Genomic DNA, 16,663 nt, shown 5'->3' with positions numbered 1-16,663 from the left:
CGGGGCGGCGTGCGAACTCGCGCCGCGCACAGCATGCTGTGCGCACCCGTGGCGCTCAAACAGCGCACGCCTTGCCTCCCCGAACCAGGCCCTGCGCGCGGCGTGCCCGAATCGCCCGCCCCAGCTTAAGTGCCCACGACGCTCCATTCAGTATGATCAGCGATTTGATCATCGATGATTTTGCTGCGGTAGGTCTATATGGCAGCCAAATTGTTGACGGACAAGGCGGTATCTATAAATCCAACCGGGACGTTATGTAGCGGCAGCCCTTGTGGCTGCCATATTTGCTAAACGGGGTGCAGGTTACTGCGCCGATGGCAGCCACAAGGGCTGCCGCTACATGCAACGATTGCACCCATATCAACGTGACACCCACAAGGGGTGTCGCTACAAGAGCCACGACCTCCCAAACACCCACCACACGATGCGGGGCTAGAAGAAGGTTCTAGGCGAGATCAGGCTAATGCGAAAAAATGCCACCCACAAGGGGTGGCGCTACAGGGTGGCGCTACGAGGCGGGCAAATACAATCCAGCGCAGCCCTACGCGTCGTCGTCATTATTGGCGGCCGCGTTGGCGGCGCCGCGAGTCTGGCTCAGGCGATCCAGGTACGCGGCATCGATATCGCCCGTAATATACCGGCCATTGAAACAAGACGACTCAAACTGCGTCAGCTTCGGATTCAGGTCGCGGATCGACTGCTCGAGATCGTGCAAATCCTGATAAACCAGCGCGTCAGAGCCAATCTCGCGCGCAACCTGCTCCGTATCGCGGCCCGTGGCGATCAGCTCGGATTGCGTGGGCATATCAATGCCATAGACATTGGGAAAGCGCACCGGCGGCGCCGCCGACGCGAAGAAAACCTTATGCGCTCCCGCCGCGCGCGCCATATCGACAATCTCGCGGCTCGTCGTGCCGCGCACAATCGAATCATCGACCAGCAAAACATTCTTGCCCTTGAACTCCATATCGATCGCGCTCAACTTCTGGCGCACCGACTTTTTGCGCACCGCCTGGCCGGGCATAATGAAAGTGCGGCCCACATAACGATTCTTGATGAAACCTTCGCGATAGTTCAAGCCCAGCCGCGCCGCCAGCTGCATCGCCGCAGGGCGAGACGAATCGGGGATCGGCATGACGACGTCGATTTCACCCAGGCGCAGCGCCTTGGCCACGTTATCGGCCAGATACTCGCCCATGTTCAGGCGCGCGTCGTACACCGATACCCCATTCATCAACGAATCGGGACGGGCAAAATACACGTACTCGAACACGCATGGGGTGTGCACGGGATTCGTCGCACATTGACGGCTGCTAAGTTTGCCATCCAGATCGATCCAGACCGCTTCGCCGGGCTCGACATCGCGCACAAACGTGAACCCGCAACCTGTCAACGCCACCGACTCGGAGGCGAGCATCCATTCGAGCTTGCCGCCGGTTTCCAGTGAGCCCAGACACAAAGGGCGAATCCCGAATGGATCGCGAAATCCTATCATGCCGTAACTGGCAATTTGTGCGATCACCGCATAAGCGCCTTTGGCGCGCCGATGCACCGCCGTCACCGCCGCAAAGATGGCATTTTCATCAAGCGATACGCCATTGGCCGCCAACTGCAGCTCATGAGCGAAAACATTGAGCAAAACTTCAGAATCGGAATTGGTATTGATATGACGGCGGTCTATCCTGAACAGCTCTTCACGCAACTCTCGCCAGTTGGTGAGATTGCCGTTATGCACAAACGTCACGCCAAATGGGGCGTTGACATAAAAAGGCTGCGCCTCATCGACACTAGCGCTGGAACCCGCCGTAGGGTAACGCACCTGACCCAGGCCGCTGACCCCACGCAAGGCTCGCATATTGCGAGTGCGGAACACATCGCGCACCAAACCGTGCGCCTTGTACATATTGAAAAAACTGTCCGACGAGGTCGCGATGCCCGCCGCATCCTGTCCACGATGCTGCAGCAACAGCAGACTGTCGTAGATCAGCTGATTGACGGGGCCCTGTCCTGCAACCCCAACGATTCCACACATAGTAAATTCCTGTTGACTTCGTCAGTAGGGTAGCCATGACGCCAGGGACGGCGGCAACAGCAATTTGACTTCCTGCACGCCACGCACGGCGGCATGCGACAACTGAGCATCGCGCCACCAGGGCTCTTTGGGCAGTTCGGTATAGCCGGCCGCCGCCACCAGAATCAGCACAATCAGCAGGCCGCGCAACAGGCCAAACAAAGCCCCGAGCCCGTGATCGGCCGGCGTCAGGCCGGTTTTCCTGATCAGCGTGCCCAGCGTTACGTTAACCAGGCCTACCAGCAGAAGCACCACAATAAATACCGCCGCATAAGCGGCGGCGGTGCGTAGCAGTCCGTTGTCGATATACGCCGCCACCCAGCCAGTAACCCGCGGCCCCCACCATATAGCGGCCACAAACGCCACCATGTAGGCAATCAGTGAAAGAATCTCTTTCACCAGCCCTCGCAGGAGCCCGAGAAACGCCGACACGCCCAGCGTGGCCAGCACAATGTAGTCGAAACTGGTCACTTAGCGGAGATAAAACCGTTGTCATAGCCCAGCGCCCGCAAACGGGCCTGGGCCGCCTGAGCCGCCTCGCGCGTCGGAAACGGCCCCACTCGCAAGCGATAGGTGGGTTTCCCGTTCGCAGTCCCGGACTCTACATAGGCGTTGGTAACGCCGGCGGCAACCAGACGCGCGTGACGCGCCTGCGCATCTTTGTCGGTCGTATAGGCGGCTACCTGTAAAACATAATTGCCATGCGCGGTGGGAGCCGGCGCCGATTTGTTCGGAGTGCGCCCTTCCAGCAAGGCAATGGCAACGGCGCCGTCATCAGTCCGTTCGACCGTTTTCGGCTTGGCTTCACGTTTGGGCTCAGTTTTTTTCTCGACGGCCTTCGGTCTGGCTTCGGGTTTGCTTTCGGGCTTGATTTCGGGCTTGGCCTCGGGAGCGGCATCGGCCTGAACAACAGGCTTGGCGGCATCGGGGGCAGGCGCGTCAACGGCAGGGTTGGTTGCCGTACCCGCCGGCGTCGCCGACGCGTCCGTTCCGCCCGTGACCACTCCCCCCGTCTTGCCCGGCTCGGTGCCGGCCACCGGCGCGACGGCGGACGAGCTGCTGCCAGACGCCGGCGGAACAATTACAGGCGCAACCGCCGGTGTGTTGGCCGGATTGCGATTGGGTGTAGTGTCCAACACCATAGGCACCACAATAATCGCGGCGAGCACCAGGGCCAGGGCTCCGATCAGGCGGCGGCGCGCACGGCCGCGAAGTTCGCGGGCCTGAGCTTCGCTCGACGAGGAGCGCGGCGTGGAGCGGCCCGAGCCCGCTTCCGGCTCGTTGCGAGAGAATAATCCCATGGGGCAATACCTTTATCTGGCAGGCTCGACGGCGCCCGCGCTGAAAACCATTAATGAACCTTGCGCCCGAGTTCCTTTAGTACTGGACCCACCGTAGCAAAGGAGCCGAACACGAGAATTCTATCACCCCCGGCCGCCTGTTTTCGAGCCTCGGTAAAGGCTTGAACCGGATTTATAAAACTTGACACAGTTACAGGGTCTTTGCCCGGCGGCGGCAGAACCTCGCGCACGATATCGGCCAGCTGCGTTCCCTCCAAGCCCCGAGGGCCTTCGGTACTCGCGCAATACCAACGATTGACGCGGCGCGCGAGCTTGGCAACGACGCCTTTGACGTCCTTGTCGCGCAACATGCCCACTACGGCGTGCGTATAGGGATAGAACGACATGGCGTCGAGATTCTGGGCAAGCGCAGCGGCGGCATGCGGATTATGCGCCACATCGAGCACAACCGTGGGTTTGCCCGGCAGAATCTGCAAACGCCCCGGCAGCGAGGCCTGCGACAACCCTAAACGTACGGCTTGCTGAGGCACCACCAGCCGATCGCGCAGAGCTTCAAGAGCAGCCAGGGCGGCCGACGCGTTGAGCAACTGGTTGGCGCCGCGCAAGGCCGGGTACGCCAAACCGCTGCGACGCCGGCCGCGGCCGCCATAGCCCCATTGCTGACGATCACCCGAATAGTTGAAATCGTGACCAAACAGCCACAAATCGGCGCCTATCTCCTTGGCATAAGCAACGAGGCTTTCAGGAGGCACCGGGTCGGCGCAGATCGCCGGTCGGCCGCTCCGGTAAATATGCGCCTTCTCCCAGCCGATTTTTTCACGGGTGTCACCCAGCCACTCGGTATGATCGATGTCGACGCTGGTAACAATCGAACAATCGGCGTCAACCAGATTGACCGCATCGAGCCGCCCGCCCAGGCCTACTTCCAGGACAACCACGTCAAGCCCGCTTTGCTCAAACAGCATCAACGCCGCCAGGGTGGTGTATTCAAAATAACTCAGGCTCACCTCCCCCCGCGCCGCTTCAATTCGCGCGAGCTGTTCAGTGATTTGCGCATCGCCGGCATTTTCGCCATTGACGCGTATGCGCTCGTTGAAATCGATCAGGTGCGGAGAGGTATACATGCCCACGCGATAGCCCGCCGCCAGCAAAATGGCCTCAAGCATGGCGCAGGTCGATCCTTTGCCATTGGTGCCCCCTACCGTAATTTTTACAAAGGGATGCGTGAGCGCCAGCTTTTGGGCGACGACGCGAATACGGTCGAGCCCCAATTCGATGGGCTGATGATGGAGCAGCTCCAGATACGCGAGCCACTCCGTCAATGATGCGGTACTGCCGGGAACAACGAGAGACATGATAAGTGCTTTATATAAAAAACGGTGAGCCTGCGAACAGCGCCCACCGCGGCAAACAGAACGTACTGCGGTTACTTACTTGCGGCGCACCGGCGGCAAATCGGTGCAGCTGCCTTCGGCGACCTCGGCCGCCATGCCAATGGATTCACCCAGTGTAGGATGAGGATGTATGGTTTTACCGATATCCACCGCGTCGGCGCCCATTTCAATCGCCAGTGCAACCTCGCTGATCAAGTCGCCTGCGTGGGTACCCACTATACCGCCGCCGATGATGCAATGGGTTTGCGCATCGAACAGAAGCTTGGTGAATCCCTCGTCGCGACCGTTGGCAATGGCGCGGCCCGATGCCGCCCAGGGAAACAAACCTTTCTCGACCGCAATCCCGTCCCTTTTGGCGTCGTCTTCAGTCACGCCCACCCAGGCGACCTCGGGGTCGGTATAAGCCACGGAGGGGATCACGCGAGCATCAAAATAACTTTTCTGCCCGGCAATCACTTCGGCGGCGACATGCGCTTCGTGAACAGCTTTGTGGGCCAGCATCGGCTGCCCGACAATATCGCCAATCGCATAAATGTGCGCCACATTGGTCCGCATTTGCGCATCGACAGGAATGAAGCCGCGGTCCGTGACCGTCACCCCCGCTTTATCGGCCGAAAGCTTGTTGCCGTTAGGCGCACGCCCAACCGCCTGCAGCACGAGATCGTAACGCTGCGGATCTTTGGGTGCATTCTCGCCCTCGAAACTAACCCAGATGCCGTCTTCCCGAGCCTCGGCCGCTACGGTTTTCGTCTTCAGCATCATGTGGTCGAAGCGCGCGGCATTCATTTTTTCCCACACTTTGACCAGGTCGCGATCGGCGCCTTGCATCAAGCCGCTCAGCATTTCGACCACGTCCAGTCGCGCGCCCAGCGATGAATACACGGTACCCATTTCAAGACCAATAATGCCGCCGCCCACTAAAAGCATTTTCTTGGGCAGGCCCGCCAGTTGCAAAGCCCCGGTAGAGTCCACGATGCGAGGGTCCTGCGGCAGGAACGGCAGTTTTACCGACTGACTGCCCGCCGCAATAATCGCCGACTTGAACTGCACCGTCTGCGCGGTGCCGCCTTCGGCGGTTACGGTAAAGTGATGGGGGCCTGCAAACTGGCCGTTTCCGGTCATCACCTTGACCTTGCGCGCCCGCGCCATGGCGGCCAGGCCGCTGGTGAGCTTGCCGACCACCTTGTCTTTATAGCCGCGCAGCACATCCAGATCGATCGTCGGCGCACCGAAGGTAACGCCATGCGCCGCGAGCCCCCGGGCTTCATCGGCCACCGCTGCCGTATGCAGCAAAGCCTTTGAAGGAATGCAACCGACATTCAGGCACACGCCTCCAAGGGTTTCGTAGCGTTCGACCAGCACGACCGCCAGGCCCAGGTCGGCTGCGCGAAAGGCCGCCGAATAACCGCCAGGCCCGGCGCCCAGCACCAGTACGTCGCACTCCAGGTCGCTCGGGCCGGTGTAACTTGCCGCGCCCTCTGTGGAAACCTTCGACGCCGGCGCCGACTGGGTTGTTGCTGCGGGTGCGGCGGGTGCTGCGACAGGCGCCGATGCCGGCGCCGGCGCAGCCTCGGCCTGAGCCTGGACTTCTACTTCCAGTATGGGCGCGCCCTGGGCCACTTTATCGCCCACCTTGAGCAGAATCGAACGCACGACACCTCCCTGCGAGGCAGGGATTTCCATAGAGGCCTTGTCGGATTCAACCGTAATCAGGCTTTGTTCTGGTTTTATCGTATCGCCCACCGCGACCAAAATTTCGATCACCTCGACTTCGGAAAAATCACCGATATCGGGCACAGCAATAGTTTGCGTACTCATTGCGAGCCTCCTACAGAGCTATGCGACGAAAATCGGCCAACAACGCGGCCAGATAGGCGTTAAAGCGTGCCGCCGACGCACCATCGATGACGCGGTGATCATACGACAGGGACAACGGCAGCATGAGACGCGGCTGGAACGCCTTGCCATCCCAGACAGGAGCATGGGATGAACGGGAAACCCCCAAAATAGCGACCTCGGGTGCATTGATGATCGGCGTAAATGACGTGCCTCCGATGCCGCCCAGAGAGGAAATCGAAAAGCAGCCGCCCTGCATCTGCGCGGGCGACAACTTGCCATCGCGCGCCTGCCTGGCCAGATCCGAGGTTTCGGTGGCGACCTCGATAACCCCTTTTCGGTCCGCATCGCGTATGACCGGCACCACCAGGCCATTAGGCGTGTCGGCCGCAAAACCAATGTGGTAGTACTGCTTAAGCACCAGATTGTCGCCATCGAGCGACGCATTGAATTCGGGGAATTTTTTGAGCGCCGCGACGACAGCCTTGATCAGAAAAGCAAGCATCGTGATCTTGATGCCGGACTTCTGGTTTTCCTGATTCAACGTCACCCGCAAGGCTTCAAGATCGGTGATATCGGCCGCATCGTTATTGGTAACGTGCGGAATCATCACCCAGTTGCGATGCAAATTGGCGCCGGAGATTTTTTTGATGCGTGACAGCGGCTTGACCTCGGTGGGGCCAAACTTGGCGAAATCGACCTTGGGCCAGCCCAGCACGCTCAAGCCCCCCACCGATCCGCCGACGGCCGGTGCGCCTGCGCCGGTGGCCAACGCCTGCTTGACGAATTGGCGCACGTCGTCCTGAGTGATCCGGTGCTTATCGCCCGTCCCCATCACCACGCCAAGATTCACGCCCAGCTCGCGCGCAAACTTGCGCACCGACGGCGAGGCATGCGGCAGATTGCGCGCCGGCACATTGGCGTCGGCATAGGCCTCGGTGGGCGAATGACGCTCAACCGGCGCCGAAGCCAGACTGGCCGATAATGCGGCCGGTGCGCGGTCGGGCTGCGCAACGGCCGCCGGAGCAGCCGCCGCGGGAGGCGCCACCACGGGAGACGGAGCGGGTGCTGGCGGCGTGGCTGCGGGCGTTGACGCCGGCGCGGCCGCAGGTGCTGCGGCTGCTTGTGCCGCATCCATCTCGAGAATGACCGAGCCTTGCTTGACCTTGTCGCCCACTTTGATCTTGAGCGATTTGACGATGCCCGCCGCGGACGACGGTATTTCCATGGACGCCTTGTCGGACTCGACGGTGATCAGGCTTTGCTCGGCCTTGATCGTATCGCCCGCCGCCACCAGCAGTTCAATGACCTCCACCTCGCTGAAGTCGCCAATATCGGGCACCTTGACCTCGATGATATTGCTCATGTTTGTCTCCCCCTCAGGCGTGATGCGGATTGGCTTTATTGGGGTCGATGCCGTATTTCTTGATGGCCTCGACTACTTTTGCAACAGGCAGTTGCCCATCCTCGACCAAGCCGCGTAAAGCCGCCAGCACCACGAAATGCCGGTTTATTTCAAAATGCTCTCGCAGCTTGGAGCGGAAATCGGAGCGCCCGAAACCGTCGGTGCCCAACACTTTGAGCGTACGTCCTTTAGGAATAAAGGGGCGAATCTGATCGCCATAAGCCTTGATATAGTCGGTGGATATCACGATGGGGCCCGGTGCGGACTCCAGTTGCCTGGTCACATAGGGCAAGGGTGCCTGTGTGTCTTGCGGATTGAGCAAAGAATGGCGCTCGCAGTCCAGGCCGTCGCGGCGCAATTCGGTAAAGCTGGTCACGCTCCACAAGTCCGACGCCACGCCCCAATCGCTTTCAAGCAGTTCCTGAGCCGCCAGAACTTCACGCAAAATAGTGCCCGAACCCATCAGCTGCACGCGCAATTTGCCTTTGCCCGCTGACTTGAATTTGTACATGCCGCGGAGGATGCCCTCTTCATCGTCGGGATTGAAACCAGGCTGGGGATAGTTTTCATTCATCACCGTGATGTAATAAAACACATTCTCCTGATTCTCGATCATGCGCCGCAGGCCATCCCGAATAATGACCGCGATTTCGTGCGCAAAGGAAGGATCGTAGGAAACGCAGTTGGGAATCAGCGAAGACTGAATATGGCTATGGCCATCTTCGTGTTGCAGTCCTTCGCCATTCAAGGTGGTGCGGCCCGCGGTGCCGCCCAGCAGAAAGCCGCGCGCCTGCATGTCGCCCGCCGCCCAGGCTAGGTCGCCCACGCGCTGGAAACCGAACATGGAATAATAAATGTAGAACGGAATCATGATCCGGTTGTTGGTCGAATACGAAGTAGCCGCCGCCAGCCATGAGCTGAAGCCGCCCGCCTCGTTAATCCCTTCCTGCAACAACTGGCCATCGGCCGCTTCGCGGTAGTACATCACCTGATCTTTATCGACCGGGGTGTATTTCTGCCCTTCGGGAGCATAAATCCCGATCTGACGGAACAACCCTTCCATGCCGAAGGTGCGGGATTCATCCACCAGGACAGGCACCACGCGCGGCGCCAATTCCTTGTCGCGCAGAATCTGGTTAAGGACCCGCACAAACGCCTGGGTCGTGGAGATTTCACGGCCTTCGGCCGTTGGTTCCAGGACTGCCTTGAATGCTTCGAGCGCGGGTGCTTTCAAATGTTCATCGGCCTTCGTGCGCCGCTTGGGCAGGTAGCCGCCCAACGCATTGCGGCGCTCATGCAGATACTTCATTTCAGGCGAATCGTCGGCCGGCTTGAAATAAGGCAGGTCTTCAAGCTTGTCGTCGGGGATGGGGATATTGAAACGGTCGCGAAACTCGCGCACCGCATCCATGTCGAGTTTCTTTTGCTGGTGGGTAGGATTTTTGGCCTGGCCAACATGGCCCATGCCGTAGCCCTTGATGGTCTTGGCCAGGATCACGGTAGGCTGGCCACGGTGTTCGTTCGCCGACGCAAAGGCGGCATAGACCTTGTGCGGATCATGGCCGCCGCGGTTCAGGCGCCAGACGTCTTCGTCGCTCATGCGGCTGACCATTTCCAGCAACTTGGGGTGCTTTCCGAAGAACTGTTCGCGCACGAATTTGCCGTCGTGCGCCTTGTAAGCCTGATACTCGCCGTCGACCGATTCCTCCATAATGCGCCGCAAAATGCCTTCTTTATCGCGCGCAAACAAAGGATCCCAGTAGCCGCCCCAGATAAGCTTGATGACGTTCCAGCCGCTACCGCGGAAATCGCCCTCGAGTTCCTGAATGATTTTCCCATTGCCGCGCACCGGGCCGTCCAGACGCTGCAAATTGCAGTTAACGACGAAAATCAAATTATCGAGTTTTTCACGCGCGGCCAAGCCAATGGCACCCAACGATTCGGGCTCATCCATTTCGCCGTCGCCGCAAAAGACCCAGACCTTGCGCTTGCTCGTGTCGGCAATGCCGCGCGCGTGCAGGTATTTAAGAAAACGGGCCTGATAAATGGCCATCAGAGGCCCCAGGCCCATTGAAACGGTAGGGAACTGCCAGAATTCCGGCATAAGCTTGGGATGCGGATAGGACGACAGACCTTTGCCCCCGGTTTCCTGGCGGAAATTATTAAGCTGGTCTTCAGTCAGGCGGCCCTCGAGATAGGCCCGGCCGTACATGCCCGGCGACGAATGTCCTTGAAAATACACCAGATCGCCGCCATGATTTTCGGTCTCGCCGTGCCAGAAATGGTTTTGGCCACAGCCTATCATCGTCGCCAACGAGGCAAAAGACGCAATGTGCCCGCCCAGATCGCCGCCATCGGCCGGATGATGCCGGTTCGCCCTGACCACCATGACCATGGCATTCCAGCGCACATACGAGCGTATGCGTTCTTCGAGAATCAGATTGCCCGGATGCGCAGGCTCGAGCCCGGGCGGGATAGTGTTGACGTAAGCGGTGTTGGGCGAAAACGGAATATGCGCACCGGAGCGGCGGGCCAAATCAATAAGCTGTTCGAGCAGGTAATGCGCGCGCTGCGGGCCTTCGCGATCCAATACGGCTTCGAGCGCGTCCAGCCATTCCTGCGTTTCGAGCGCTTCGTCACTGTTGACATTGGCAATTGCATTGACTTGATCAGAAGAGGACATTAGGTGTCTCCTGTTTTTTAGTAGTGAATCAGATACAAACAACAGCTAAGCCGCTGTGTAGTTATACCCTAACTTGGCGCCGGGACCCGCTGACGTGATATTTCGCCCGATCGAACAAATCAGTTGGATATCATCATTCTAGGAAAGACTATCGTACGGGGCAAGCAAAATTTCACTTTATGGTATTACTTTTCATATTATGAAATATAAGCAGGATTCTTTATTCGAGTGGCACCCATGTAGCGGCAGCCCTTGTGGCTGCCATGTTTACTAAACAAGATGCAGGTTATTGCGACGATGGCACCCATGAGGGGTGCCGCTACAGAAACGCACCTGTCGCTACAAAAAAGGTTGGCGACCACGAGGGGTGCCGCTACAACCTGATCCGAAATGGAATTACAGTCTAAAATGCGCTAACCACTCTATATTGAGTTATGTTCAGCCCATCGAAGAAATCCCTCATACCGACGACGTTCTATGAACAGGCCAAGACCAGCCGGCGCGGCTTCTATTGGCTGACGCCGGTCATTGTGCTCGTTCTGTATTTGTGCGTCATGGGCGCCTTCATCTGGCTGCAGCGCCTGCATAACGACAGCGTCATGTTCGTCACGATCGACCAGGAGACACGTCAGCAGCGGCTCATCATGGTCGTTATAGCCCTGTCCTGCGTTATCGTATTGAGCCTCCTGGCATTGTGGCGCTACACACGCTTTCGCACACGGGCCGAAGCCGCACTGATTGCCGAAACCGGTTTTCGCCGCGCCATGGAAAACTCCATGTCCACCGGCATGCGCGTCTTTGATCTGCACGGCCGCATCGCTTACGTCAACCCTGCGTTCTGCCGCATGATAGGCTGGAACGAAGCCGATCTGATCGGCCGCACAACGCCCTTTCCTTACTGGCTGCCGGGGCGCCACGCGCAGCACCAGGAAACGCTGGACGTTTTGCTGGCTGGGCGCACGCCCAGCAGCGGACTCGAGGTCGAAGCGCAACGCCGCGACGGATCGCGCTTCACGGCCCGCATGTATGTGTCGCCGTTGCGCGATCCGAACGGCGAACAGATCGGCTGGATGACCTCCATGACCGACATCACCGAGCCCAAACGCATACGCGAAGCGCTTACCGCCGCACACGAACGCTTCATGACCGTGCTTGAAGGGCTGGACGATGCGATTTCAGTGGTCGCCGACACGCCCGATGGTCTGGAGCTCCTGTTTGCCAACCGCACCTATCGCCGTTTTTTCGGTGCCCAGCCTAGCGGCCACGGCGAACTGCTGGGCGGGCGCCTGGGCCGCTTTACCGACGAAACGGTCGAGGCCTTCTCGGAGTCGTCGCAGCGTTGGTTCGAAGTGCATCACAGGATCCTTGCCTGGACCGACGGCCGGCGCGTACGCCTGCAAGTCGCGCGCGACATTACCGAGCGGCGCCGGCACGAAGAAGCGTCGCGACTCCAACAGGAAAAAATCCAGCTCACCAGCCGCCTGACGACCATGGGCGAAATGGCCTCTTCCCTGGCCCATGAACTGAATCAGCCGCTGACGGCCATTTCGAATTACAGCATGGGTGCGGTGGCCATGATCAAATCGGGCAATGTGCAGGTTGAAAGCTTGCTCGGCGCGCTTGAAAAAGCCGCCAGCCAGGCCGAGCGCGCCGGCAAAATCATCAGCCGCATACGAGAATTCGTCAAACGCAGCGAGCCTCGCCGGCAACGCGTAGCCATTACTCAAATACTGGATAATGCGATCGATTTTGCGGAAATCGACGCGCGCAAGCGCCAAGTCTTGATTGAAAAGCACCTGCCTCAGTCCGTGCCCGAAGTCATGGCTGACCCCATACTGATCGAGCAGGTACTGTTGAATTTGCTGAAAAATGGCGTCGAAGCCATGGAGAAAAGCGATTACCGCGTTTTGCACGTGGCCGTCGCCGACCAGTATCCTCTGGTCGAAATTGCCGTCATCGACCGCGGATATGGTTTGCGCGACCCGGAAAAACTATTTGAACCTTTCTACAGCACTAAGTCCGAAGGCCTGGGCATGGGGCTGAATATCTGTCGCACCATTATCGAATCACACCACGGCCGTCTTTGGGCCAATGCTAATCCAGATGGCGGTACGATCTTCCGCTTTACCCTTCCTTGCGCCACGCCACAAGCGACCGGCCAAGCCGAGAACCCCCAGGAGTTGCAAGTATGAGTACACCCCAAGCGTCCAGCACCATCTTCATTGTGGACGACGATGAAGCCGTCCGTGACTCACTGCGATGGTTGCTTGAAGCCAACGGTTACCGGGTTCGAAGCTTCGGCGGAGCCGAAGAATTTCTCAACGCATACGACCCCGAACAGGTGGGCGTTCTGATCGCCGATGTGCGCATGCCCGGCATGAGCGGCCTGGAGCTGCAAGAAGCGCTGATCGCGCGCCAGGCGCCCTTGCCCATCGTGTTCATTACCGGCCACGGCGACGTGCCCATGGCCGTGTCGACCATGAAAAAAGGCGCCGTCGATTTTCTTGAAAAGCCGTTCAACGAAACCGACCTGCGCACGATCGTGGCCAACATGCTCGAGCAAGCCAATGAACGGGTCAGTCAGGCCCAGGCGCAAAAAAATCACCAGGCTGTATTGAGCCGCCTGACGGCTCGCGAACAACAGGTTCTGGAACGCATCGTGGCGGGCCGCCTGAACAAGCAAATCGCAGGCGATCTGAACATCAGCATCAAAACGGTCGAAGCCCACCGTGCAAACATCATGGAAAAGCTTGAGGTCACCACTGTCGCGGACCTGATGAAAATAGCCCTGACCAAAGCCGAAGGGGCCGCATGAACGCTCGCATCATTGACGGCAAGGCGATATCGGCCGCCATAAAAACCGAGGTCGCGCAACGCGTTCACACCCTGGCGCGCCAGGGAATCACACCCGGCCTGGCCGTCGTGCTGGTGGGCGAGGATCCCGCCTCGCAGGTCTATGTGCGCAACAAAGCCGCCGCCTGCGAAAAGGCCGGCCTGCATTCAAAAGTCATACGCCTGGCCTCCGACACCAGCGAAGAAGCGCTGCTGGACGTGGTGCGCGAACTCAATAACGATGCGAGCGTGCATGGCATTCTGGTGCAATTGCCCCTGCCCGCGCAGATGAATTCCAGCAAGGTCATTGAAACGATTGCGCCGGCCAAAGATGTCGACGGCTTTCATATCAGCAATGCCGGCTTGCTCATGACGGGCCGGCCGCTGGTCCGCCCCTGCACACCCTACGGCATCATGAAAATCCTGGAGTCCGAAAACACGGTCGTGCGCGGTGCGGAAGCCGTGGTGGTGGGGGCCAGCAACATCGTAGGCAAGCCCATGGCCTTGCTACTGTTGGCGGCAGGCGCCACGGTCACGCTGTGCAACTCCAAAACCCGCGACCTGGGCGCCCAAACGCGCCGCGCCGATATACTGGTGGTGGCCACCGGCCGCCCGCGGATGATTACAGGTGACATGATCAAACCGGGCGCCATTGTCATCGACGTCGGCATCAATCGCCAGGCCGACGGCAAACTTACGGGCGACGTCGAATTCGAATCGGCGTGCAAGGTGGCTGGCGCCATTACGCCTGTACCGGGCGGAGTCGGCCCCATGACCATCGCCATGCTGCTGGTCAACACACTGGAAGCCGCCGAACGCTGCGTCCATATCTAGTCTTTACAGGTTCTCCCGCCATGAGTCACAACCCCCTGCTGGCGCCTATCGACGCGTTCGTCGACTATGCCGCCATTACGCCAGAGCATATTGAGCCGGCCATCACCGAGCTGATCGCCCAGTCACGCGCGGCGGTCACCCTGGCTGCGGACCCCGCTTGCGATCCCGATTGGGATAACTTCATCACGCCGCTGGAAAATGCATCGGAAAAACTGTGGCGCGCCTGGTCGGTGGCCAGCCACCTCAATGCCGTGGTCAACACACCGGCGCTGCGCGAGGCCTACAACGTGTGTCTTGCGCAGGTTACCGAATTTTCCACCTGGGTGGGTTTGCATGCCGGCCTGTATGCGCAATATCAGCGGTTGAGGGCCGGCCCGCACTACCGCCAATTGACGCCCACGCGCGCACGCATCGTCGATTTGGCTCTGCGCGATTTCCGTTTAAGCGGCGTCGAGCTTGCCGGCGCCCCACGCGCGCGCTACGCACAGATTTCCGAGCAGGAAGCGCAAGCTTCACAAAAGTTTTCCGAAAACGTGCTCGACGCCACCGACAACTGGTCGCTGCACATTGAAGACGAAACGCGCCTGGACGGCGTGCCCGCCGACACTATGCAGTCGGCGCACGCCGCCGCCGCGCAAAAAAATCTGCCGGGATGGCTGCTGACCCTCAAGATGCCGTGTTATTTGCCGGTCATGCAACACGCCAAAAACAGGGAACTGCGCGAAACGCTGTACCGAGCCTATGCCACATTGGCCTGCGAACAGGGCGACCCGGCTCTGGACAACTCGAAACTCATAGAGCAGTTACTGGCTTTGCGGGCCGAGCAGGCTCAGCTATTGGGCTTTCCCGATTACGCAACCTTGCGTCTGCAAACCCGAATGGCCGATAACGCCGAACAGGTTTTGAACTTTCTGCGCCAGTTGGCCGGACAGGCCAAGCCTTACGCGTTACGCGATCTCGCTCAATTGCGTCAGTTTGCCAAAGATGAACTTGCCCTCGATACCCTCGAGATGTGGGATATTCCTTTTGCCACAGAACGCTTGCGTGAAGCACGCTATGCCTATTCTGAAGAAGAAATAAAGCCGTACTTCACCGAGGCCGCCGTCTTCAAAGGCCTGTTCGACGTCGTGGAAAAATTGTACGACCTGCGGATTCGAGACGCCGATATCGCCACTTGGCGCCCCGATGCGCGAGCCTTACAGATTGAAACCGCGGGCGGGAAACTGCTCGGGCACCTCTTCATCGATTTGTACGCGCGCAACGGCAAGCAAGGCGGCGCCTGGGTCGACAGCGAGCGGAACCGGCGCAAAATCGGCGACCGCATCCAGACGCCCATTGCCTACCTGACCTGCAATTTCTCGGCCCCGCATGGCGCCGAGCCTGCGCTGTTGACTCACGACGACGTGATTACCCTGTTTCACGAAAGCGGCCACGCCCTCCATGCCCTGTTGTCCGAAGTCGACGATCCTGCCGCGGCCGCATTTGCCAGCGTCGAATGGGACGCCATCGAACTGCCTTCGCAATTCATGGAGAATTTTTGCTGGGAATGGCCCGTCGTCCAGGCGCTGTCCAAACATGTCAGCACTGGCGAACCTTTGCCCCGCAGCCTGTACGACAAACTGCTGGCCGCCAAAAATTTTCAAAGCGGCATGCAAACCGTCAGACAGATCGAGTTCTCGCTTTTCGACATGATCATCCATCATCAGAAGACCGGGCTGGATATTGGCGCGGTACTGGACACCTTGCAGCAAGTGCGCCAGGAAGTAGCGGTTCTGTTCGCTCCGTCGTGGCAACGCTTTCCGCACAACTTTTCACACATATTCGCCGGTGGCTATGGCGCCGGCTACTACAGTTATAAATGGGCCGAGGTGTTGTCTGCCGACGCCTACGCGGCCTTCGAAGAAGGGTCGGGCGCGCATGGCGACACTCTGAACCCGGTCATCGGGCAACGTTTTCGCAAAGAGATTCTGGCCGTGGGCGGTGCTCGGCCCGCCGCCGATTCCTTTTATGCGTTTCGAGGCCGGGCGCCCAGTATGGATGCCCTGCTGCGCCACAATGGTATGGCAGGCCCGGGTCTATAACTAAGGCGACACGATTTTGCATCGGCATGACGGTTTTGTAGCGGCAGCCCTGTAGCGCCACCCCTTGTGGGTGGCATCTTCCCTGTAACACCATCATGGCTAGAACCTTCCTTCTAGCCCCGCGTCGTGGTCGCTTAAGCTGGTTCGGGCTCTGACGGACACGGTTCTGGCTGCGCCAGAACTTCCCGCGCGCAGAACCTGGTTCGGGGCGGCGTGCGAACTCGCG

General features: G+C 59.3%; 11 protein-coding genes. 4 read left to right on the top strand and 7 right to left on the bottom strand.

Features of this window, described 5'->3' with window-relative positions; all coding sequences use genetic code 11:
• Positions 1-541 precede the first annotated feature (541 nt).
• The 7 genes from purF to aceE all read right to left on the bottom strand — a co-directional run bounded on the left by purF (position 542) and on the right by aceE (position 10,690).
• Positions 542-2,032: an amidophosphoribosyltransferase gene (gene purF / locus EDC26_RS19680; protein ID WP_132586328.1), complete on the bottom strand. Its 1,491-nt coding sequence runs from the start codon at positions 2,030-2,032 to the stop codon at positions 542-544.
• Positions 2,033-2,053: 21 nt separating this feature from the next.
• Positions 2,054-2,542, bottom strand: coding sequence for a CvpA family protein (locus EDC26_RS19675; protein WP_132586325.1), 489 nt, complete (start codon positions 2,540-2,542; stop codon positions 2,054-2,056).
• A complete protein-coding gene (locus EDC26_RS19670) occupies positions 2,539-3,372 on the bottom strand; it encodes an SPOR domain-containing protein (RefSeq protein WP_132586322.1) in 834 nt (277 codons plus the stop codon). The genes EDC26_RS19675 and EDC26_RS19670 overlap by 4 nt, the downstream gene beginning before the upstream one ends.
• Positions 3,373-3,422: 50 nt before the next feature.
• Positions 3,423-4,727 (bottom strand): bifunctional tetrahydrofolate synthase/dihydrofolate synthase, encoded by a 1,305-nt coding sequence (gene folC / locus EDC26_RS19665; RefSeq protein ID WP_132586319.1) that lies wholly within the window; start codon positions 4,725-4,727, stop codon positions 3,423-3,425.
• A 75-nt stretch (positions 4,728-4,802) separates the two neighbouring features.
• Positions 4,803-6,584, bottom strand: coding sequence for a dihydrolipoyl dehydrogenase (gene lpdA / locus EDC26_RS19660; protein WP_132586316.1), 1,782 nt, complete (start codon positions 6,582-6,584; stop codon positions 4,803-4,805).
• Positions 6,585-6,594: 10 nt separating this feature from the next.
• Entirely contained in the window at positions 6,595-7,968 is a 1,374-nt protein-coding gene (gene aceF, locus EDC26_RS19655; protein WP_132586313.1) for a dihydrolipoyllysine-residue acetyltransferase, read from the bottom strand.
• A 13-nt stretch (positions 7,969-7,981) separates the two neighbouring features.
• On the bottom strand, positions 7,982-10,690 hold the full coding sequence (gene aceE / locus EDC26_RS19650; RefSeq protein ID WP_132586310.1) for a pyruvate dehydrogenase (acetyl-transferring), homodimeric type: 2,709 nt from the start codon (positions 10,688-10,690) through the stop codon (positions 7,982-7,984).
• A gap of 434 nt (positions 10,691-11,124) precedes the next feature.
• Here aceE and EDC26_RS19645 point away from each other — a divergent pair, with 434 nt between their 5' ends.
• The 4 genes from EDC26_RS19645 to EDC26_RS19630 are packed head-to-tail and all read left to right on the top strand — an operon-like array spanning position 11,125 to position 16,437.
• Positions 11,125-12,882 carry a PAS domain-containing sensor histidine kinase gene (locus EDC26_RS19645; RefSeq protein WP_132586307.1) on the top strand — a complete coding sequence of 586 codons (1,758 nt, stop codon included), beginning with the start codon at positions 11,125-11,127 and terminating at the stop codon, positions 12,880-12,882.
• Positions 12,879-13,505, top strand: a complete 627-nt coding sequence (locus tag EDC26_RS19640; protein WP_132586304.1) for a response regulator transcription factor — start codon at positions 12,879-12,881, stop codon at positions 13,503-13,505. The genes EDC26_RS19645 and EDC26_RS19640 overlap by 4 nt, the downstream gene beginning before the upstream one ends.
• Positions 13,502-14,356 carry a bifunctional methylenetetrahydrofolate dehydrogenase/methenyltetrahydrofolate cyclohydrolase FolD gene (gene folD / locus EDC26_RS19635; RefSeq protein WP_132586301.1) on the top strand — a complete coding sequence of 285 codons (855 nt, stop codon included), beginning with the start codon at positions 13,502-13,504 and terminating at the stop codon, positions 14,354-14,356. Before EDC26_RS19640 ends, folD begins: the two co-directional genes overlap by 4 nt.
• 20 nt (positions 14,357-14,376) lie before the next feature.
• Positions 14,377-16,437: a M3 family metallopeptidase gene (locus EDC26_RS19630; protein WP_132586298.1), complete on the top strand. Its 2,061-nt coding sequence runs from the start codon at positions 14,377-14,379 to the stop codon at positions 16,435-16,437.
• The last annotated feature ends 226 nt before the right edge of the window (positions 16,438-16,663 follow it).

Origin of the sequence: Paralcaligenes ureilyticus (assembly GCF_004346225.1) — a bacterium.
Lineage (GTDB): Bacteria > Pseudomonadota > Gammaproteobacteria > Burkholderiales > Burkholderiaceae_B > Paralcaligenes > Paralcaligenes ureilyticus.
This window is presented reverse-complemented; position numbering and strand designations above follow the sequence as displayed.